The organism is Acinetobacter sp. P1(2023), assembly GCF_028367635.1.
Classification (GTDB): Bacteria; Pseudomonadota; Gammaproteobacteria; order Pseudomonadales; family Moraxellaceae; genus Acinetobacter; species Acinetobacter pittii_E.
Genome location: NZ_JAQNDD010000004.1, coordinates 141,694 through 163,462 on the forward strand (window position 1 = coordinate 141,694; position 21,769 = coordinate 163,462).

A 21,769-nucleotide genomic window follows, 5' to 3' on the forward strand; every position below is an offset into this window, starting at 1 on the left:
TATTCTTTGTGTATGTGTCAGTCAAGATGTCCAAAACTGTAAATCTCCCAGTGTCATATCGTATAAAAGTTTTCTATCGATTCTTGCTAGTTTTCGGTATGGGCTTTGCCTGTATGGCCTTTTTAAGTCTTGGACTCACTGGAATTTTCCTTTTGTCCCTCGACAAAGCTGAAGCTATATATCTCGCGGCATTTATAGCGATTTTATTTTACGTCGTCTTTGTAATTGCTGGTTTCTGCATTCAATCACTTTTGAAACTCACTGGGCTGTCGATCATTTTGTGCGCCCTTTTCTTTTCTGTGTCACATATGGTGGGTTATGCATAAGGGTATACGTCAATCTATGGCATGGCTACACTCATGGACTGGCTTAATTTTTGGATGGCTCGTGTTTGCCATTTTCTTAATGGGTAGCCTATCTTATTACCGCCACGAAATTAATTTATGGATGCAACCTGCACTTGCACAATATGAAGTAAAGCAAGATATTGCTATTAAAACAGCATATCAATATTTACAAAAAAACGCTCCAGACGCCAAATCTTGGTATTTAACTGTTGCAACCCAAGAAAGTCCCGTCAACACTATGTACTGGGAAAAAGCTGACGGCGGTTATGGCAATGCCACGCTTGATGCTAACACAGGTAAAGAACTTCAACTTTCGGCGACCTTAGGCGGCGATTTTTTTTACCGTTTCCATTATCAACTTTTTGGTATTCCAATCATAGTTGGACGATTAGTAGTGTGTCTTGCCGCATTTATTATGCTGATTGCCTTGATTTCAGGCATTATTACCCACAAAAAAATATTCACCGACTTTTTTACTTTACGTACATTTAAGTCTCAGCGTTCATGGTTAGACTTTCATAATATTTCTTCAGTCGTTGCACTACCCTTCTTTTTAACCATTACTTTTACAGGCTTAGCTATTTTCTTTTATTTATATCTGCCTTGGGGAATGCAAAAAATTTACCCCCAAAACCCTTATCAGTATTTTACTGAGATTCGCACAAAGACTGTACTTGAGAATCAATCGATTCAGCCTGCTCAAAACTTAGCGATTGAAAAGTTATTAAACCAAGTTCAACAAAGTTGGGGTAATCAACCTTTATCAACGATTAGTGTAAAAAACCCAAATACTAATCAAGCTCAAATTACTTTTCTTCAAAAAGAAGATCACTCCATCACTCGTAATCAGGCTCAAATTATATTAAATGCTTCAACAGGCAAAGTCTTGGCAGATACACGTAATAATAGTCCTATTGCAACGCTAAATGCGGGTATTTATGGCTTACACATGGCGACATTTGCTCAACCTTTACTTCGCTTAGGATTCTTTTTCTCAGGCATTTTAGGCTGTGTAATGATTGCCTCTGGTTTGTTACTTTGGAGTCTTAAACGCCAAATTCAAAATAAAAATAGTAAGTTTCATTTCGGACATTATTTAGTTGACCGTTTAAATGTTGCGGCATTTGTTGGATTGCCATGTGCAACTGTCGCCTATTTAAGCGCTAATCGGTTATTTACAGTCACTTCAACCACGATCAATTATGAAGTTTATAGCTTTTTCTTGGTTTGGCTAATCAGCTTAATCACTGCACTAATCACTAAAAAGCAGCATTTATGGCGAACTCAACTTTGCTTTTTTATTATGCTCAGTATTGCACTTCCAATCTTAAATCTAAGTTATTTGGTCAAACATGATTATGTACAAAATTTCAGTGATTATTTGACTTTTGCACGTGTAGATGTGTTTTTGTGGATATTTGCAGCATTAGCCATTTTTATATTCTGCAAAATTCAACCTATTCAGCATAAGGCTGTAGAAAAAATTCAAAAAAAACTGAATAAATTAAATACTGAGGTGAGCTCATGATTATTATAGCTTTCATCTTAATTTTATTAGGAATGTATTTGCTATTTATGGCGAGCGAGAAATATAGATCGCCAAAATCAACAGGACATTTCAAATCTTTGGCTCAAAAGTATTACCGACACTTTAAAGTCGCTGCATTCATATTATTTGGTTTATGTGCATTTATTCTTATTCACCAATATAAATTTTCAATTGGTTTTGTGAGTTGGTGGATCTTCGCAACGCCATTAACTTTTATTTTTATACTTTTAGTTAATCCATTAAAGTCATCAAAATAATCATTTTCTTTAAAAATGATGAAAAATAGTACAAGCTGAGCAAAATTTTCATTGCTTAGCTTTTTTTTGCATAAGTAAATCATTATTCATGACAACTGTTTATCTCTAAAAGGAATAAGATATCTGCGTTTCGTGATAAGTGGCGATAAAGATGTCTGGTGCTTTTGAATTTATCTTAGCGGGTATGTTAGTTGGTTTCTGTGTAGGGATTACAGGAGTTGGTGGTGGATCATTAATGACGCCAATTTTAATTAGTCTTTTTAGAATTGAACCACATATCGCAATTGGTACCGATTTACTTTATGCCGCAATTTCAAAATTTTGTGGATCAATGGTTCATGCTAGAAAGCTCAATATTGTCTGGCCAATTGTTTTATGGTTAGCAGTAGGTAGTATTCCTGCATCTTTCGGTACTGCGTGGGTACTTGAACACTATTTAAGTCAGTCTACACACTATAAGTCTGTGTTAACCATGGTGTTAGGCTTTATGCTGACTTTAACAGGTGTGTCTATTATTTTCCGTTCTCGTATTGAGAAGTTCTTTAATAAATTCCGTAATAAAGAAACCATCCAAACTGAAAATGAGCAGTTAGCAATCCATAAAAAACGTAGCTTTATCGTGATTATGGGCATCATTTTAGGCGTATTCGTAACGCTTTCCTCGGTTGGTGCCGGTGCATTTGGGATTATGGCACTCGTGATCATGTTCCCGAACTTACCAATGATTCGTATTATCGGATCAGATGTTGTACATGCTGTATTGCTCACCTTAGTCGCTGGCCTAGGACACATGAGTGCGGGTAACGTCGACTTTAACCTTCTAATGTGGTTATTAGTGGGTTCGATTCCGGCAATTATCATTGGCACATTAATTAGCTCTCGTATGCCGGAACGTTTAATCCGAAAAATTTTAGGGATTACCCTATTTGCCCTCGGTGTTAACTTTATGGTTCACCCAGTCAAAGCAAAACCGAAAGCACCTGTGGTACAACAACAAGCCGTGGTTGCCGAAAAAACAAGCAACCCGACTGAAAGATAGCAAAATCAATAGGATTTTTCCAAACTGAAATACCATGCGATGTAGTATTTTCATAATTATTTCATGGTATATTCAGTACACAAAACAACCTTTAGTATGATCGAACCAGTGACAGCAATGACTACACATTTAAATTCCGTTTCAAAGCCAGATATCGACGACGTTAATATTAAAAGCATTCAAACTCTTGTAACACCAAATGAGCTTAAGTCAGAACTTCCTCTATCTGATGTTGCTTCACAAACTGTTCTAAAAGGCCGCGAAACTATTCGTAATATTTTAGATGGTTCAGATAAGCGTCTGTTTGTCGTTATTGGTCCTTGCTCTATTCATGATCCAAAAGCTGCTCACGAATATGCTGATCGCTTAAAAGCGCTAAGCGAAAAGGTTAAAGATACTCTATATCTAGTTATGCGTGTTTATTTTGAAAAACCACGTACAACAATTGGTTGGAAAGGTCTAATCAATGACCCAGATATGAATGACTCATTTAACATCGAAAAAGGTTTACGTATTGGTCGTAAGCTGTTGCTCGAATTAAATGAAAAAGGTTTACCATGTGCAACTGAAGCACTTGATCCTAACTCACCACAGTATTACCAAGACTTAATTTCATGGTCTGCGATTGGTGCACGTACAACCGAAAGTCAAACTCATCGTGAAATGTCTTCTGGTCTATCTTCACCAGTAGGTTTTAAAAATGGTACAGATGGTGGTTTAACTGTTGCAACCAACGCGATGCAATCTGTTAAATATGGCCATAGTTTCTTAGGCTTGAACGAAGATGGACAAGTTTCAATTATCAATACCAGTGGTAACCCTTATGCACACGTTGTATTACGTGGTGGTAATGGTAAACCAAACTATGACGCAGGCTCGGTTGCAGAAGCAGAAAATGCTTTAGCAAAAGCTAAAGTTAGCAATAAAATCATGATCGATGCGAGTCACGCCAACTCAAATAAAGACCCGTACTTACAACCGCTTGTTCTTAAAAATATTACTGAACAAATTTTAGATGGTAATAAGTCAATCGTCGGTATTATGGTTGAAAGTCACTTAAAAGGTGGTCGCCAAGATATTCCTGAAAATCTTTGTGATCTTGAATATGGTAAATCAGTAACTGATGGCTGTATTGACTGGGAAACTACAGAGAAGACATTGCTTGAAATGCATGAAGCTTTAAAAGACGTTTTACCAAACCGTTAATTCATCTTTTTAAGATTGAAAATTAAGCCCTCATTCTTGAGGGCTTTTTTATTTTTGAGTGAAATTCAAAATCAAACTAAATAAAAATAACTCACAACAAAAGCAAAAAGCAGTACCGTTTCACTTAACTCAATCGCTGCCCCGACAGTATCCCCCGTAATACCACCAATTCTTTTTATAAACAGATGCCTTAAGTAAACAAGACTGATTAAAAAACCAATGATGGCAATAAGCCCCTGCCACTCCCAATACAAAAGTAGCAGCTGAATAAACACAATTATTACCCATGAAGCAGTTTTGGGTAAATGGTCTGTCAAAGAACGACCTAAACCTTTTTCACGAACATATGGCGTAGTTAAAAACAAAATAGATGGTACTACGCGTCCAAGGATGGGAACAAAGACTAAAAATAACGTTTGATGCTGTTCAATCAACACATAAATCAGTGCAAATTTTAGTAAACAAATAATAACTAAACTGAGTACTCCAATTGGGCCACAACATGGATCCTTCATGATTTGTAAAGTACGCAGTTTGTCGCCAAAACCACCTACCCACGCATCTGCAGTATCTGCTAGCCCATCTAAATGCAATCCACCTGTCAGCCAAATCCATAAAGTGAGTATGATTGCAGCAACTAAAAGAATAGGTAACTTGGCTAAAAGGCAGGCCACAATAAAAAGTATGCCACCAATAATCAGCCCAACCAGCGGATAGAATAAAATAGCCCGACCATTTTGTTGCGCCGTCGGTATTGTCTTTAGTTCAATAGGCAGAACAGTTAAAAATTGCAATGCAATCCAAAAAGGTGTCATATCCAAGTCTCTAACTGATCTATATTTAAAAACAAATAGAATTATGAAGAAATAAAAATGGGAATAGCAATCCCTATTCCCATTAAAGACTTCAAAAACTGAAAATCTATTGCATTTGATAGCACTGTTTCAATTTAATGTAGTCGTAGTAAAAACTGGTTGGTGTGTAACGTGCATAGTTACAAGCAGATTTAAATAAAGTCTCTTTTTCGTTATAAAGCATTTTGACCAAAGTATTGCCTTGGCTATTTTGATAAATATCCCACTGTACATTTGCCGCCATAGGTGAAACTACTTCACCACGCCATGTACTTGTTGAATAATTATAAGTCTGGCGAAGTGGCAAAGGTTGCATCATATTATGCAAATCTAAGCTGGTCGCCAAAGGAATAATAATTTCAGCATGGGCAAAACGTAAAACGGCTTTATAAGGCTGGGCTTTATTCACCACAGCATCAACTTGTTGGAATAGATCTTGTTTTAAACCTTGGGCGATTTCACGGGTGACTTGATTTGACTCTGTAAAACTTGGGCCTTTTTCATAAAAATCATTGGCATCATTAAATTCAGCATAAAACTTTGCGGCTTCTAACGGTATATATTTATCAAAATCAACACCTTTTAACTCTTCTTTCATACCGCCAGAAATTGAATAGAGTTCATAAACATAAGCTGCTGCATCAACTGCACTTGCAATTGTATTTTTACCCTTACCTTTTTCTGTAATTTGCTCACCTTTAGGCGAAGTTACTGTAAAAGATCCAGTATTGCTAAAGTTATAACCTGTTGTACCAAGTTTTTTAATAAATTCTGCTTTAAAAATCGGGTTCAGTACTGTTTGAGCAATTTTTTCAGCTTGAGTATTCTTTGATAACTCATCCAACTTTTGGGCTAAATCTTTATTGTTTTCTTCAAAATCTTGATAGGCCTGACTAGCATCATAAATTTTCTGCTGACTAGCACTCAGTGGTTGATTTAAGTCCTCACCTGCATTCAAACTATGGAAGTAAAGTTTAAAACGATCAACGCCACCATCTTCAACGCTTGGTACACTTTCACTCGTTAAATTAGTATAAGTCGCCGGAACAATTTTTTCTTTAAGCTGAGGCTGTTGTTTGATGAGTTCAGCAGTAAAAAATTTAGCACTATCAACCGCACGATCTACACCAGAACTCTGTACTAATATAGAGGCTTGAGAATTTAAAAGAGTTGGTAAGCGTTGTAATAAACGATCTGCAATGCCACGGTGTTCTAAAATACCAGTCATGGTTTCGTTTCCATAACCATATTGGCGGATTCCTTCCACACCATAGCCTAATAAGATATTGGCTTTCATCATTGCTTCTAAATCGGCACCCAATTGTTCACCTAACGTTGTTAAAGCATTTTCTGCTTTTGCCTGTTTCCATAAATTATAAAGTGCCAAATCATATTTCAGACTTGAGAGACCTCTTGAACCGTGACGTGCCACTAACTCTGTAAAAACTGGCTGGAACCCAGTGGGTACTTGTTCGTAGTTTTTTATTTCTTGTTGGGGTTGGTAAGGTGTTTTTGTTTGATAATATTTTGATGAGTTTATTGGAGCAGTTGTTTGAATGTCTTGATCATCATTATTGTTACAAGCCACGAGTAATAATGATACTGCAAGCACAGTCGTTTTAAATAAAATATTCATAAGTCAGATGAGTGATTAATAAGAAATGCCAATAGCTTAATTTTTAGCAATGACAGTTCTATTACAAATACTCAAATATCTTTATAAAAATAATAACTTACATATGTATAGAAATATAAATTTGCTATCTCAACATGAAAGTTAATTGACCATCTGTTTCAGAAAATTCGAATGAATATAATTTTCCAAGCTCTGCCGGCATTTTTAGTAAATCATCTAAAGGTTGTTGCGTGGCTAAACAAGCCAATAGCTTAATCACACCGCCGTGGGTAACAACCAATGCATGTTGCCAGTTTTGGTTTCGCATCTCTACAAGTAGTTCCTGAAAGCCTTTAAGAACCCTTGTTTGAAACTCCATCAATGTTTCTGCGCGAGGTGGACAATATTGACTTGGCTTTTGCCAAAAATTTGCCAGTAATTCTGGTGAGGTGTCATAAATTTGCTGAGTTGAGACGCCTTCCCAATCTCCAAAATACATTTCTTTTAAGTCATGATTTAAAAGTAAGGGTAGCTGAGTTGGCTTCGCAAGTTGCTCAGCAAAACAAGCGCAACGCTTTAATGAGGAACTTATAATGACATCCCATGATTGACTTGCAACTTGCTCAATGGTTGACTGCATCTGCTGCCAACCTTTTGCCGTTAACTCATCATCCAAATGTCCACGTAAAGTATGGCTATATTGACTTTCACCATGTCTAAGCAAATCAATTTTAAATTTGCTCAATTTTATCCCCGCTTACAGCAGCTTGGGCAAAGGTAGCCATTTGGTTGTGTAATACGCATGCCATTTTGACTAATGCCAAAGCAGCACCTGCACCACTCCCTTCACCTAAACGCAAATTCATCTTTAAAATTGGGTCAGCATTGAGTTCTTGTAAAATACGCTGATGGCCATATTCTGCCGATTGATGACCAAATAACATCCAGTCACGTACTTTAGAATTCATTCGTACTGCACATAAAGCTGCTACAGAACTAATAAAACCATCAACAATGATAGGTAACCCCACTTGCGCACAGCGAATGTAAGCACCGACGATTGCTGCAATTTCTAAACCACCAACTGCGCACAATGTTTTGAAAACATCACCAATAACATGTTTATGATGAAGCTCGATTGCTTGTTCAATTACTTCAATTTTATGTCTTAACTGATCAGCGCCAATTCCTGTACCAACTCCAGTCAATTGTTCAGCAGTATCATTTAATAAAAGGCATGCTAAAGCAGAGGCAGAACAGGTATTTCCAATTCCCATTTCACCTGCGATATAAATGTCTGCGCCGTCGGCCTTAGCCATATCTACGCTTTTTTTACCTAACTCTAAAGCAGCACGACATTCGTCAGCATTCATTGCAGCGTGTTTAGCAAAATTTGCAGTACCAGCACGGATACAATGGCATTCAACGCCTGCATATTCATATGCCTCACCGACTGTACCGCAATCAATGACCTGCAAATGAGCTTGATGATATTTGGCAATGACACTAATTGCTGCACCACCAGTCGTGAAATTTTGCAGCATTTGACGAGTTACTGCTTGAGGATATGCAGAGATATTCTCTTCAACCACCCCATGATCGCCTGCAAAGATTGTAATCCATGGGTGGCTAACTTGTGGATATGCATTTGACTGTAAACTGGCAAGTTTAACTGCTATCAGTTCTAAATCACCTAAGGCACCAGTAGGTTTAGTGAGTTGGAGTTGGTGGTGCTCAGCTTGTTGTTTTGCATCTAAATTAGGTTGCTTTATAGATTCTAACCACCAGTTCATTTTATTTCTCACCTTTTAAAATCATTGGAAAACCAGCCACACAAAACACAACTTTATCTGCAATTTGTCCTAATGCTTGATGTAGCCTTCCTGCTTCATCTACAAAACGGCGACTAATCTCACCAAGTGGCACCACCCCCAACCCAGTTTCATTACTTACTAAAATGATTTCTGACTGAAGTGTGGGTAAAACTTTTAACAGCTGCTCACACTCAAATTGTTGAACATTCTGATCTTCTAACATTAGCAAATTGGTTAGCCAAAGCGTTAAACAATCCACTAAAATAATTTGGTTAGGTCGATCAATTCGTTGCAGAGTTTTTGCTAAAAATAATGGTTCTTCAACCAAAAACCAGTGAGCAGGACGCTGATTTTGATGATGTACAATTCGGTTTTGCATTTCTGGATCAAGCGCTTGCGCCGTCGCTACATAAGTGACAGCTAATTGCATAGATATTGCCGTTTGTTCAGCCAGTCGGCTTTTACCAGAACGGGCACCACCTAAAATCAATTGCAACATGAATCACCTAAAAACAAATGCTGATATGGATATAATTTACCTTGTAAAGATTGAGCCTGATAATAACCAAACGTTAAATGCTCAACTTTAAGGTCAAATTCAGCTCTTTTGTATTGTACAGGTAATTGAATTTTTTTTTGCAAAATCAACTCACTACTATAATCTTTTTTATATAAGCCTAATGTGATGTGCGGACAATAATCTAAAGCTGCAATTTCATTAGAAACTAGGCCTAGTTTTTGGCGTATATGAGATAAGATATTTTCAGTGTCTTGGATTTCTACAAATAAAGCACTAGTAAAACTATCAACTAAGCCAATTTTTAATCGAAATGGTGCAATATCTTCTTTTTTTAAAATTTCGCTTTGCTGTTTAAATTCACTGAAACTAAAGTCATCACTATAAGTTCTAGCCTCGTTAGTTAAAAATCCACATATAAACAATGTGACATGAAATTGACGGAGATTGGGTTCTAATAAGAACTCTGAAAAATGCGCACGTAAAGTATCTAGATAATTAACTAATTTTTGATCATTAATTTCTAAATACCATAAAGCATAATTTTGACGCCCAAGGTGCCATTCAGGATAATCCTGTATAGATGTTGGCACCATGAAAGTCGAAGGTTTTAGCAGCACAGCTTTAATTCAAAATCATTTATATTTCGTATTAAAGCATGTTTGCCTTTTAGTTGTGGGATTAATTACTTAAAAGAACTTAAGCATATTGAGTGCGTGTAGTTTTAGAGTTGATCATATTCATTTCCAAAGGTTGTTTGCCTTGTTCAGAAAATAAATATTGGACTAATTCCGTTAACTCAGCTTCAAGTTGGCTTTTTTGAGTCGTACTCATATCCAATTTCTGAATTTGCTGGTGTAAATGTTTAATTGCATCAGTCTCTTCAATTTCTAAAAATTGAATCGCATAGGCATAACCTAAAGCAGCCCCTTTTAATAGATTTTTATAAGGCAAATCATGGCTCATATTTACCTCAATTGATGCAATTACTCTTTCATTATGAGTTAATTTTCGTAGTGGATCTCTCGCCACTCGTTGACAAGGGTCTTTAAATGCATATTCGCATGAGTCTAAAAAGCTTTGTGCTATTCGATCTAGATCTTTTGCATAATTAGGTAAGGCTATTGCAAGCCCCTGCTTTACTTCTCTAATTAAGTTCTCTGCGAATGCTTTAACCGAATGATCTCCCATTGCAACGCCAATAGATTCGTACCCCATTAATGAGGCATACCAGGCAAGCATGGCATGTACGCCGTTCCAGAGACGATTTTTGATTAATTGGATGTCTGTAATCTGACTAACCAAGACAACTTGACGCAGCTTTTCAAGTAAAGGACTGCCTTTCTCTACATAAATTGGTATATCCGTTTCGCTATGAAACAGAATTAAGTCCATACTTTGTAAAATATGCCCTGGCTGGAAATTACGGCGCATGTTATCAATATATACGGAAGCCTGATTTTGCTGATCTTGGGTCAATTTATTGCACTCTTCAATTTCGACCTGTTCTTCATGCTCCACATCAGATAAATGCTGTTCAAGAAAATGGTGCTTAATACGAAGTTGGCGATATAAACTCTGATTAGATAGCTTTGAAACCATGCGGTTTACAACGGTGTCGCAAAAGTAATGTTCTTTTAAAATATGCTCAGTAACATCTTCATCGTTTGTTAACTCTAGTAGAGCTTCTCTAAGATGCTTCATAACCAAATATTTCGCACTGACTTTATTTAAAATAATTAGAAAAGTTAGCGGTTCAATACATGTTTCAAGTGGCGAGTTAAAACGTGCATACAGCCCTTTTGCAATTATTTTTGATTCAGCTTCAATAGCTTGCTCAGGTAAACAAAGTGCAATCAAACTGGAATGAGTATACATCTCTAACATTTGTTGTTCATTTTCAGAATCAACAATGGTCATATTCTCAATACGTTCATCATAAGAAAATTGTCCATAGCGAATACTATAGGTTCCAAATGCATTTACAGCTTCGCGAAAAAGACTATTCCGTGTAGAAGCAATAATTCTCTTTGGTTTTGTGTATCCATCCCAATGTGACAAGATTTGCGCTATGTAACCACCACCAATAGCACCAAAACCATGTATCCCAACTGTCAATAGATTCAAACTTTGAGGAAAAGGTTCCTGTATTTCAGGCATATCCATAACAGGAATAAATTGGTCGAGATCTGTTAAGAAGTCATACATCTGGTCATAATAAAAATGCGCTTTTTCCAGCATTTCATCATTAGGCTCTTTAATATCTTTTAATAAAATCGTTAGACCTTTTGAAGTGTGAGCTGAGGTTAAACCATTTTCAGAATCTTCAAACATAAGACACTGATTAGCGTCTAAGTGAAGTTGGCTAGCAGCTTTCAAAAAGATTTCTGGATGTGGCTTTCCTTGTTCTACTTCATCACCACAGGTAATTACATCAAAAAATTTATATACATTGGCATTAATTAAATATTCTTCGGCAATTGCTCTACGGCTTGATGTGGCAACAGCCATTCTTAACCCAGATTTTCGTAAACGTTCTAGAACCTGAACTAAACCCTTTTTGATAGGCACGCCGTGTTTTCGAATATGTTCGAGTTCCATCTCATCAGCTCTTTTTCGAATTTCTTTATAGGGAACATTTACACCATATAACCGTTGAGCTAATTGCTCAGCAGTAGTTGCACTTAAACCTAAACATTGCATTAAATATTCGTGAGAAAACTCCTGCCCAATAAGTTCTTGAGATGCCTGTTGCAATGTTTGAAACCGTAATCGCTCAGTGTCAAACATTGTCCCATCCATATCGAAGATAGCTCCATGAACAGGTTTTCCATGAAAAATAAGCACGTTTTTACCTCTTTTTTTGATCATGTTTTATTCAGGGTATACAAAAAAATGCCTAAAAAGGTAGGATGTTAATAAATGAAACATTAGTGGTTATTTTTTAATCAAAAATATAATCCATCTGTTACTCAGTAGAGTTAAAAGTCTAAAACAGTTGAAATATATGAATAACTATGAAATTAACCTTAAATACAAAAGCAGCAAGCCTTCCTCGCCTGCTGCTTTTGTTTAGTTCTTTTTGTTGCGCTGATAATGTTTATTTTTATTAGTTCCATTTACCGCTAGTTGAACCTGCCTGTTGTTATAATATCTTGCAGGCGCTCACATACCAGAAATCAACTCATCTTTCAGCATTATTGTTATTGGAGTCGCTGGTATAACTTTAAATCGACTAAAAACTTAACGTTAGAGTGGTACGTACTATAATTAATTTTTTAGAACCCTCCTTAACTCTCAATAAGGATAATGATAATCATTTTCATTTATTGATGCAAGTTTATTTTGCTATTTTTTTATATTTATTAAGGAATACCTATAATTTATAGATATTCCCTATATTCCTTCACATTAATAATTAAATGTATAACTAAGACCGTAAGTACGTCCTTCAGCTGGAATACTTTCTACAAGCCCATATACTTTTTCTGCTTGTTGACTATAGACAGTTCGATAGTCTCTATTCCAAACATTATATACACCAAAATCTATACGTCCTTTCCATGCTGGAAAATGTGCCAACACATCCATCGTGCTATAGCCTTTAATTTTTACAGCTGAAAGTGAGCCATCTTTTACGGCTTCATTTGTACCTTTTATAGCAAGCATTTGCACACGAGTGCCATATCCCTCATCACTGTTCCATTCAGCAAAAACAGTACCTTTTATTGGTGAAACCTGAAAAGCATTTAACTCTTTCCATTTACCATCCGTATCTTTATATTGACCTCGCGTATAACCAAGCGTCCCCCCAACTTTAAACTCATCCATAAATGGGTAGGTCGCCGTTAGTTCAGCACCATATACACGCTGGTCTTTGTCCATAACTTCAGCAACAGTTTCTTTATTACTATTCTTGTAGAACTGAACCACTTTGTCTGAGGTATTATAGAAACCTGTTATACCTAGATTTAGGCTCTGCTCCCCTTGTAAACGCCAGCCTAGTTCGTAGCTGTTTACACTAATAGGTTGGATATTAGCTGTTGAAATATTAAATGCATCACGCATCATCCGTTGTACATCTGGAAAACTAAAACCTTGAGAGAAATTAGCAAATATTTGCTGCTCATCTGTTAATTTATATATCGCTCCCAAATTGAATAAAACAGCATCGTCATTTACAGATCCGCTTGGCTGTATTCCATTTTTAGTCGAATATCGTTCGGTTTCAGCTTTAATATATTGATAACGAGTACCAGCTTGTACGTTCATGCGCTCTGTTAAAGAGTAATCAGCTTGTAGAAAAACGCCAGCACTTTGAATTGTTGTATTTGGGCCAGCATCGGAAGTTTTACCAGTAGGTTGATATATCAAACCTGTATTAAATGCTGTGAAGTGCTCATAATGTTGATGATCTTTTTCATGTTCATAATCTAAACCATAAGTTAAATTAAGATCACGATTCATAATATTCAGATCAGTTTGTAACGTTGAGCGCAGACCAGTAACTTCGATTTCAGATTGAGACTGTTTTGCTTCTGTGCCTTCTCCTCCTAAAAAGACTGGAAAGAAACGAGCACTTTCTTTACGGTAATATCCTTCGAGATTTAGGATCTGACCTAAAATATCTTTATTTTGATATTGAGTATTAAATGCATAGCGCTCTGTAAAAGGTTGATTGGTTATTTCTAATCCCTTTTTTCCAATATAGGAGTTCGGCGCTCCCCCATAAATATAATTTTTTCCATAATCTGGACCATAATTCGTATCCTGTTCATCTTTATAGTACTGTGCACCCAAACTTAGTGATTGGTTATCGGTTAAATCTATATTTAGACGACTGTTAATATCAACTGTATCGGTGTCAGGGCGGCTTCCCTGCATAGGTGCTATAGCAATACGATCACCATGACTATCAACCTGAGATCCACGGCTAGTAAAATTAGCTCCCAAGAAACCATTTATATTATCTTTATTAAATGAAATAGATTGGCCAATTTCATAAGCTAGGCTATCTCCACGAAATGTATCAGAAGATGTAATACCAAGTTTGGTCTCAAAACTTACAGGTTTAGTCGAATCAGCACGTTTCGTAATAATATTAATGATCCCACCGGTAGAACCAGATCCATAAATACTCGTAGCTCCAGCAAGGACTTCAATACGTTCAATCATGCCTGGGCTAATACTATTTAACTGTCGAGCGACATCGCGTGATCCATTTTGCGATACTCCGTCAATCATGATCATGACATCGCGACCGCGCATTGTTTGCCCATAGTTAGTAGTTGTTCCACTACTCACGCCTAGTGATGGAACTAACTGAGCTAGAATATCGGCAATTTTTCGTCCAGCTGTAGCCTGTTGTTCAATTTGCTGCTTTTCAATCGTTTGAACTGTACTTGCAATTTCAGCAATATTTTTGGGTGTTCTTGTCGCCGTCACTATAATTTTTTGCAATTGGGCTACAGGCTTTTGTGTCGTTTGATTATTAATGGATTCTTCTTGAATATTTGTATTTGCATAAACCTGTTGTGTAAATATTGCTGTTAGAGCAAGACAGCAAGGTTTTAATTTAAAATATTGTGATTCAGCACGCATTAGATGATTTGAGTTTGTCCCAACCTTTTTATATGGATACATTTTTCCCTTTCTCCTAGCCCAAAAATTATTAGTTAAGTTTTATAAAGCTCGGAATAATACTAAATATAAATAATAATGAGAATTGTTTTTATTAAATAAATCTTACTTATATTATCGGGAAATTAATTAATTAGATGAGATAAGAAAGAGATTGATTTTACTCATCAATTACATCAACAAATTGAGCGTTTAAGAGTTGTGCTAAATCTTTAGGATTTAAGCCAATATCTAATCCCCGTTTCCCGCCACTTACATAAATTTTGCTGAACTCTTGTGCAGATGCATCAATAACAGTTTTTAAACGTTTCTTTTGACCTAAAGGACTGATTCCTCCGACTAAATACCCTGTTAGACGCTCAGCATCTTTAGGGTTCGCCATCTGCAATTTTTTACAGCCAAACGCCGTAGCTACTTTTTTCAAATTTAATTGATGATTAACTGGCAATACTGCGACAAAATAATTCTTATCGTCGCTTACCATTAAGGTTTTGAATACTTCCCTTACGTCTAAATTTAGTTTTTCTGCGGCTTCTAGTCCAAAACTTTTAGCATTTGAATCATGTTCATATTCATGGATTGAAAATTCAATTTTATTACTTTTTAACAGTCTACATGCAGGAGTCATAATAAGTAGTGTTAGAGATGAAATTGTTTCGATTATAGTTTTTTTAAAAAAATTTTTAAATTTGCTTAGGCTATTTACAAGAATTACATAAAAAATCAAAGAGCAACTGAATAAAAAATAATCTCAACTTGATATTCAGGACTCGACTCCATATATTTTATTTATAGTTGAAGTCTGAGCTAACAATTTTATGAGTTATAAACACAACAATCTGATGGCTATGCGTCACCGTTTTTGGGATGAATCTTCAGATTATGTATTAAATGAAAAGCAGTTTTTGCAACAGACGTTAGTTGAACAAGGTGTTTTTAATAACGCCACACTCGACGATGTTAAATATTTTTTCTATACCTTGCCTAGCATTATTATTGTAAAAGCTCATGCACTTGGTTTTATGCATGATTCCGTCAAACAAATGTTGTTACAGCATATTCAGGCTAATCGTCTTCACTTGATGCAAAAGTCTGAATTTAAGATCCAATTTAAAATGTAATCTAAGTGATTATAAAAGATCCGTTTACCCTATTTTTACTCATCTGAACGCTGTAAGTTTCTTCAATTTTAAAATTGCTTAGGCTATTTTAAAATTATTGAAATAAAGATAGCCATTTCGACTGATCATTCAGTCTGAGAGAACTATTTTAATACGCTCAAAACATGTAATATTCGTTACAATTTTAGATCACCAGCGTTTGGCTGCATGATGCGCATAGGATTCTATTTTCATGTCAAATCAGAAAGATAAGCTTAAGAGTTTAAAAACTTCTTCCATGGATCGACGCTTATCAATCGCGAAAGCTTCTTTACTTGCAGGAACACGTTGGGCAACTGCAAGTGCCTCTTCTATATTTTCTAATGAGGAAGAAAAAGAAAAGAAACGTAAAAAAGCGATGAGCGAACAAGCTAATTATCTGGTTTCTGAAATAGGTAAACTTAAGGGTTCTATTGTTAAAATTGGCCAAATGATGGCCCTTTATGGTGAACATTTTTTACCTGAAGAAATTACGCAAGCGTTAAATACCTTAAATAACCAGACAGTTGCATTAGATTGGCCTGCAATTAAGCCACATCTTCAAGAGCAACTGGGCGCTAAATTAAATGATTTAACTATTGATCATGAGCCAATCGGTACTGCTTCTCTCGCGCAAGTACACCGTGCAACGCGCAAATCAGATGGCTTAGAGTTAGTTTTAAAGATTCAATATCCTGGCGTTGCAAATGCAATTGACTCCGATATGAGCTTGTTTAAAAACATGCTTAAACTGACACGTATGGTTCCACAAACCCGTGAATTTGATCAGTGGTTTGATGAAGTACGTGAAATGATGCATCGTGAAGTTGACTATGGTGTTGAAGCTGCCACTACTCGTCGTTTTGGTGAACGTTTAAAAGATGATGAGCGCTATATTGTTCCAACAATTGTAGATGAATATTGTACCAATCAAGTACTCTGCATGACTTTTGAACGTGGCGTGCCAATTAACAGCCCGGTTATGCTGTCATTACCTCAAGAACGTCGCAATCAACTTGGTGAAGCTTCGCTAGAAATTGCGGTTCGTGAAATTTTTGAATGGGGTGAAATGCAAACTGACCCTAACTTTGGTAATTACCTAGTACGTTTAGGTAATGGACAAGATGTTCAAGACAAAATTGTATTATTAGATTTTGGTGCGATTCGTCAGTTTGATGAACACTTGCTAACAGTTGCACGTCAACTCATTCAGGCAGGTTATCAGCATAATAAAGATGCAATGGTGAAAGCCATGACTGGTTACGAGTTTTTTGATGCAATGCCTGAAAGTATTAAACCAGGTATGGCTGATGTATTCTTACTCGCGACAGAGGCATTTAGTACTCCTGCAAATAATCCAGATATGCCTGCTGGCCTTATGGATGAACACGAACGTTATGACTGGAAGAAAAGCCAGCTCCACAGCCGTGTTATGCAGCAAGCGAGTAAATCAATGGCATCTCGTTATTTTTCGGTTCCTCCAAAAGAATTTATGTTTATTAGCCGTAAATTTATCGGAGCCTATACGTTTATGACGGTAATTGATGCAAAAACTAATGTACGACGTATGATTCGTAACTTTGCTTGATTTAGTGAAAGACTAGAATGATTCTATGTCATTCTAGTCAATTCCACTCAACTCACCCAATATTAAAACCAATTTAAACAAATAAAATCAGTATATTAAGACTTAATTAATTTTTATTTACCTTTTATCTACTCATTTTTCGAATGTCAGTAACGACATAGTTTTTTACTATGAGGCGTGTCAGCATAAAACAATAACAATGTGTTAGGACACCATAATCATGACAAGTATGATCAATAAAGCTCAGGGTTTGGGTTTATCGCTGATCACTAGATTGGCTGGAAGCGATGTACTTGATCAACTCAAGTTGCGTAAATTTGTTGAAAAATCTCTTTATCAAGGTTCAAAAGCTGGTTTTAGAGCATTAACACAGACTCAAAAAGCATTTAAACCCAAACAAATTTCTCAACAACGTTTGCCTCTTCAACAAAAAAATCTATTTGATTTAAGTCTAACCGAAGAACAACAAATGACTTCTGAGGCAATGTCTCAATTTGCTCAAGAAGTCTTATTGGGGTTGGCTCATGAGGCTGATCAGGCCGCTCAGTTTCCTGAAAGTCTTTGGCAATATGTTGAAGATTTAGGACTCAATTACTATGCACTTCCAGAAGCATTAGGTGGTGTAGCGACCGAACAAAATATTGTTAGTAACTTATTAATTGCTGAAAAATTAGCTGAAGGTGATTTTAGCCTTACAGCAGGATTACTCAGTACCTTTAGCGTTATTAATGCAATCACACGTTGGGGTTCTGTTGAAGTTCAATCAATGTATTTGCCATGTTTTGCAGAAGACGCAGACATTACCGCAACCTTTGCAGTACAAGAAGCTACTCCAGCATTTAATGCTTATGCTTTAAAAACACAAGCTTCTTTTGAAAATGATCAATATTTTATAGATGGTGAAAAAACCTTAGTCATTTTAGGTGATTTGGCTGATGTGTTTTTGGTAAGTGCAGACTTTAACGGTAAACCCGATATGTTTGTCGTACAGAGTAACGAAACTATTTCTATTAAAAACACTCCGGCCATGGGCCTTAAAGCGACGGAAACAGCAACTCTTCGCTTTAATCACACCCCGGCTCTACGACTAGGCGCAACAGATTTTGATTACACCGCCTTTTTAGATTTAGGCAACTTAATGTGGTGTGCAATGGCTGTAGGTACATGTGAAGCTGTAAAAGCTTATTGTATTAAATATGCCAATGAACGAACTGCATTCGGTGAACCTATTTCTCATCGTCAAAGTGTCGCTTTCATGATTGCTGATATGGCTATTGAAATTGATGCAATGCGTATGTTGATTCTAAATGCTGCAAGCCTTGCAGAGTCTGGCAAACCATTTCACCGCGAAGCTTACTTAGCTCATCTACTTTGTGCTGAGAAATCCATGAAAATCGGTACAGATGGTGTGCAAATTCTTGGTGGACATGGTTTTACAAAAGAACATCCTGTTGAACGTTGGTACCGCGATTTACGGGCTACTGCAATTTTACAATCTGGCTTACATGCTTAAATGATCAATCAGAGGATACTTTAATGAATTTACAAAATCCTAAAAAATTCAAAATGATGATTGATCAAGCACGTGATGTTGCGATCAATGTTTTACGCCCTATTTCACGTAAATATGACAAAGCTGAGCATGCATATCCAAAAGAACTTGATATGCTCGCTTCTCTCATTGACGGTATGAATGAAGGCGGCGAAGGGATTAATGCTGGAGCTGCGGGTGCTGGAAAGCGTGGTGATACAGACAATGAAGGTATTCGTAATGGAACCAACATGTCGACCGCTCTTGGCATTATTGAGATGTGTTATGGCGATACGGGTTTATTACTGAGTATGCCTCGTCAGGGTCTTGGAAACTCAGCAATTGCCGCTGTCGCAAATGATGAGCAATTAGAACGGTTCAAAGGAACATGGGCAGCCATGGCCATTACCGAACCTGGTTGCGGGTCTGACTCTGCAGCTATCCGTACCACAGCAACTAAAGATGGCGATGACTACATTCTAAATGGTGAAAAAATTTTTGTAACTTCAGGCGAACGTGCAGATTCTGTCGTTGTTTGGGCTACGCTCGATCGTAAACTTGGACGTGCAGCAATTAAATCATTTGTCGTACCTAAAGGTACGCCCGGAATGAAGGTTGAACGTCTCGAACATAAATTGGGAATTAAAGCTTCAGATACAGCCGTGATTAGTTTTATTGACTGCCGCGTACCAGCCGAAAATCTTTTAGGTAATGCCGAAGTCGACGTTGCCAAAGGCTTTGCGGGAGTAATGGAAACTTTTGACAATACTCGCCCCTTAGTTGCAGCAATGGCAATTGGATGCGCAAAAGCTTCTTTAGAGCGTATTAAAGAGATTTTTAAAGATCAGCTAGATCCTGACTATTCTACCCCTTACCTACATGCTTCTAACCTGGCAGCACAGATCTACCGTATGGAAGCTGAATGGGAAGCTGCTCGCCTACTCATGTTAAAAGCGACATGGATGGCAGATAATAAAAAGCCAAACTCTAAAGAGGCTTCTATTGCAAAAGCAAAAGCAGGTCGTGTTGGGAATGAAATCACTTTAAAATGTGTCGAATTAGCAGCAAGTGTTGGCTATAACGAAGATGAGTTGCTTGAGAAATGGGCGCGTGATTCAAAAATTCTTGATATTTTTGAAGGTACTCAGCAAATACAACAATTAATTATTGCACGTCGTGAACTTGGTAAATCATCGAGTGAACTAAAATAATAGAGTAAAGGGAATTTCAGTATTCCCTTACCTATTTCCAAATTTTAGAAGCTAAAAACCCTCTCATTAAGAATAATAAGAGGGTTTTCATATTTCAGGACTTAAGTTTTTATTTATTTAGCAGTTGTTGGTTCTAATGATTGGTCTACTACTCCAAATTTTTTGAAGATTTTTGCACGACGTTTTGAAGAAATATTTGCTTTGTTTAAATCACCTTTATAGTGATCAAAAACTCGCTTATCCATTATTTTAAACCACAATGAAGGGATCAATGCTGGTAATAACATACTTGCATAACCACTTGGTAATTCTGGAGCTTCATCAAAATGACGTAGCGCTTGGAATGGACGAGTCGGATAAGCATGGTGATCTGAATGACGCTGCAACTGATACAAGAATAAGTTTGTTACGACGTTATTATTGTTCCAGCTATGCTCGGGCATTGTACGCTCATACTGACCATTTTCTTTTTTCTGGCGCAGCAAGCCATAATGTTCAATATAGTTAATAATTTCAAAAAGACTAATGCCATAAAATGCTTGTGTCGCTAAATATGGAATTGTGCTTTTACCAAAAATTCCTATCATAGAAGCATGGAAAGCCGCACTCATTCCCCAACCCTGTAATAATTCATTATCACCTGACCAGAATTCTTTACCTTTACGTTTTAAGCGATTTTTCTCAATTTCAATGGCAGATTTAAAAGACCCTACAACTGTACGTGGCCAGAATTCATAAAATGTTTCGCCCATACGTGAAGAAGCTGGATCTTCAGGCGTTGCTGCACGTTTATGATGGCCATATGGATGCTCAATACGGAAATGGTTATAACCTGTCGGAACCAACGCCAAGTGCGATAAGATATGATCAATACGATCATGTTTATGACTTAACTCATGTGCGGTATTAATGGCAATACCATTAATCGCACCCATCGAAACACCGAGTAAAATCTTATCAATAAATGACGTGGTTTTACGGCTTGTTAAATAACATGCATAAGCGTTTGCGGCATACTGTAAAGGAATAAAACTTTTTACAAGGCGTGAATAATATGGATCTTTTTCTAAAAGCTTAATTTCTTCATCAGTCGGATTACGTGCATCTTTCCCAATAACAGTATCAATTGCGGGAATCACAACATGTAATAAAAGTGGGCCACCTAAAGCGAAAACTTTTTTTAATGGGCGTGGACCAACATGGTAACCAGCTAAAATACCTAAACCAATTACAGGTAAAGCGGGACTAATCATCCATAAAAAGCGTTTACGATCTATCTCACGCATAGACGCAGGCACTGGCATAAGTTCTTGCTGAACATTCACTGGTGCATTCATAGTCATATTTCCTTTTTCTATATATCTATATAGTTAAAGAAATAGTGTTTACTTAACAGTAGTAACCGTCCAAAAAACCTATGTTAAAGTCTTTGGCATTTTCTTCCACTTTTTTGTCCTAAAAA

19 protein-coding genes and 1 pseudogene are annotated in these 21,769 nt (G+C 36.7%); 9 read left to right on the top strand and 11 right to left on the bottom strand.

The genetic code is table 11. The features are described 5' to 3' along the window. Positions 1-26 precede the first annotated feature (26 nt). Genes POD11_RS07685 through POD11_RS07695 form a run of 3 tightly spaced genes read left to right on the top strand, consistent with a single transcriptional unit; the run spans position 27 to position 2,153 of the window. A complete protein-coding gene (locus POD11_RS07685) occupies positions 27-326 on the top strand; it encodes a hypothetical protein (RefSeq protein ID WP_239968662.1) in 300 nt (99 codons plus the stop codon). Beyond that, positions 319-1,875 carry a PepSY-associated TM helix domain-containing protein gene (locus POD11_RS07690; RefSeq protein ID WP_239968660.1) on the top strand — a complete coding sequence of 519 codons (1,557 nt, stop codon included), beginning with the start codon at positions 319-321 and terminating at the stop codon, positions 1,873-1,875. Before POD11_RS07685 ends, POD11_RS07690 begins: the two co-directional genes overlap by 8 nt. Then, complete coding sequence (locus tag POD11_RS07695; protein WP_239968658.1) at positions 1,872-2,153, top strand: DUF1634 domain-containing protein; 282 nt, start codon at positions 1,872-1,874, stop codon at positions 2,151-2,153. Before POD11_RS07690 ends, POD11_RS07695 begins: the two co-directional genes overlap by 4 nt. On the opposite strand, the pseudogene POD11_RS07700 reads toward POD11_RS07695, so the two are convergent. Continuing rightward, positions 2,128-2,243: pseudogene (locus tag POD11_RS07700) on the bottom strand (hypothetical protein). The gene POD11_RS07695 and the pseudogene POD11_RS07700 overlap by 26 nt on opposite strands. A gap of 61 nt (positions 2,244-2,304) precedes the next feature. Between POD11_RS07700 and POD11_RS07705 the strand changes: the two are divergent. After that, positions 2,305-3,192 carry a sulfite exporter TauE/SafE family protein gene (locus POD11_RS07705; RefSeq protein WP_239968656.1) on the top strand — a complete coding sequence of 296 codons (888 nt, stop codon included), beginning with the start codon at positions 2,305-2,307 and terminating at the stop codon, positions 3,190-3,192. Positions 3,193-3,288: 96 nt separating this feature from the next. Further along, entirely contained in the window at positions 3,289-4,398 is a 1,110-nt protein-coding gene (locus POD11_RS07710) for a 3-deoxy-7-phosphoheptulonate synthase (protein WP_271740980.1), read from the top strand. A 71-nt stretch (positions 4,399-4,469) separates the two neighbouring features. Here the strand turns inward: POD11_RS07710 and POD11_RS07715 are convergent, their stop codons facing one another. The 9 genes from POD11_RS07715 to ybaK form a co-directional block, all read right to left on the bottom strand. Continuing rightward, positions 4,470-5,213 (bottom strand): adenosylcobinamide-GDP ribazoletransferase, encoded by a 744-nt coding sequence (locus tag POD11_RS07715; RefSeq protein ID WP_262456854.1) that lies wholly within the window; start codon positions 5,211-5,213, stop codon positions 4,470-4,472. A 106-nt stretch (positions 5,214-5,319) separates the two neighbouring features. Continuing rightward, a complete protein-coding gene (locus POD11_RS07720) occupies positions 5,320-6,888 on the bottom strand; it encodes a histidine-type phosphatase (protein ID WP_262456855.1) in 1,569 nt (522 codons plus the stop codon). 124 nt (positions 6,889-7,012) lie between these two features. Then, positions 7,013-7,612: a histidine phosphatase family protein gene (locus POD11_RS07725; protein ID WP_262456856.1), complete on the bottom strand. Its 600-nt coding sequence runs from the start codon at positions 7,610-7,612 to the stop codon at positions 7,013-7,015. After that, positions 7,599-8,660 (bottom strand): nicotinate-nucleotide--dimethylbenzimidazole phosphoribosyltransferase, encoded by a 1,062-nt coding sequence (cobT, locus tag POD11_RS07730; protein ID WP_262456857.1) that lies wholly within the window; start codon positions 8,658-8,660, stop codon positions 7,599-7,601. The genes POD11_RS07725 and cobT overlap by 14 nt, the downstream gene beginning before the upstream one ends. Position 8,661: 1 nt before the next feature. After that, positions 8,662-9,180 (bottom strand): bifunctional adenosylcobinamide kinase/adenosylcobinamide-phosphate guanylyltransferase, encoded by a 519-nt coding sequence (cobU, locus tag POD11_RS07735; protein WP_262456858.1) that lies wholly within the window; start codon positions 9,178-9,180, stop codon positions 8,662-8,664. Further along, positions 9,168-9,794 (bottom strand): 2'-5' RNA ligase family protein, encoded by a 627-nt coding sequence (locus tag POD11_RS07740; protein ID WP_262456859.1) that lies wholly within the window; start codon positions 9,792-9,794, stop codon positions 9,168-9,170. The genes cobU and POD11_RS07740 overlap by 13 nt, the downstream gene beginning before the upstream one ends. Positions 9,795-9,897: 103 nt before the next feature. After that, complete coding sequence (gene mtlD / locus POD11_RS07745) at positions 9,898-12,045, bottom strand: bifunctional mannitol-1-phosphate dehydrogenase/phosphatase (protein ID WP_262456860.1); 2,148 nt, start codon at positions 12,043-12,045, stop codon at positions 9,898-9,900. Positions 12,046-12,609: 564 nt separating this feature from the next. Beyond that, positions 12,610-14,841: a TonB-dependent receptor gene (locus POD11_RS07750; protein ID WP_262456861.1), complete on the bottom strand. Its 2,232-nt coding sequence runs from the start codon at positions 14,839-14,841 to the stop codon at positions 12,610-12,612. A gap of 157 nt (positions 14,842-14,998) precedes the next feature. Beyond that, positions 14,999-15,466, bottom strand: coding sequence for a Cys-tRNA(Pro) deacylase (gene ybaK, locus POD11_RS07755; protein ID WP_016141145.1), 468 nt, complete (start codon positions 15,464-15,466; stop codon positions 14,999-15,001). A gap of 190 nt (positions 15,467-15,656) precedes the next feature. Here ybaK and POD11_RS07760 point away from each other — a divergent pair, with 190 nt between their 5' ends. The 4 genes from POD11_RS07760 (at position 15,657) to POD11_RS07775 (ending at position 20,307) form a co-directional block, all read left to right on the top strand. Continuing rightward, positions 15,657-15,959: a hypothetical protein gene (locus tag POD11_RS07760; protein WP_262456862.1), complete on the top strand. Its 303-nt coding sequence runs from the start codon at positions 15,657-15,659 to the stop codon at positions 15,957-15,959. 232 nt (positions 15,960-16,191) lie between these two features. Next, complete coding sequence (locus POD11_RS07765) at positions 16,192-17,565, top strand: ABC1 kinase family protein (RefSeq protein WP_016145145.1); 1,374 nt, start codon at positions 16,192-16,194, stop codon at positions 17,563-17,565. Between the two features lie 229 nt (positions 17,566-17,794). Further along, positions 17,795-19,078, top strand: coding sequence for an acyl-CoA dehydrogenase family protein (locus POD11_RS07770; protein WP_262456993.1), 1,284 nt, complete (start codon positions 17,795-17,797; stop codon positions 19,076-19,078). A gap of 23 nt (positions 19,079-19,101) precedes the next feature. Next, positions 19,102-20,307 carry an acyl-CoA dehydrogenase family protein gene (locus POD11_RS07775; RefSeq protein WP_262456863.1) on the top strand — a complete coding sequence of 402 codons (1,206 nt, stop codon included), beginning with the start codon at positions 19,102-19,104 and terminating at the stop codon, positions 20,305-20,307. A 113-nt stretch (positions 20,308-20,420) separates the two neighbouring features. On the opposite strand, the gene POD11_RS07780 is transcribed toward POD11_RS07775, so the two are convergent. Then, positions 20,421-21,644, bottom strand: a complete 1,224-nt coding sequence (locus POD11_RS07780; RefSeq protein WP_239968644.1) for an alkane 1-monooxygenase — start codon at positions 21,642-21,644, stop codon at positions 20,421-20,423. Positions 21,645-21,769 lie beyond the last annotated feature (125 nt).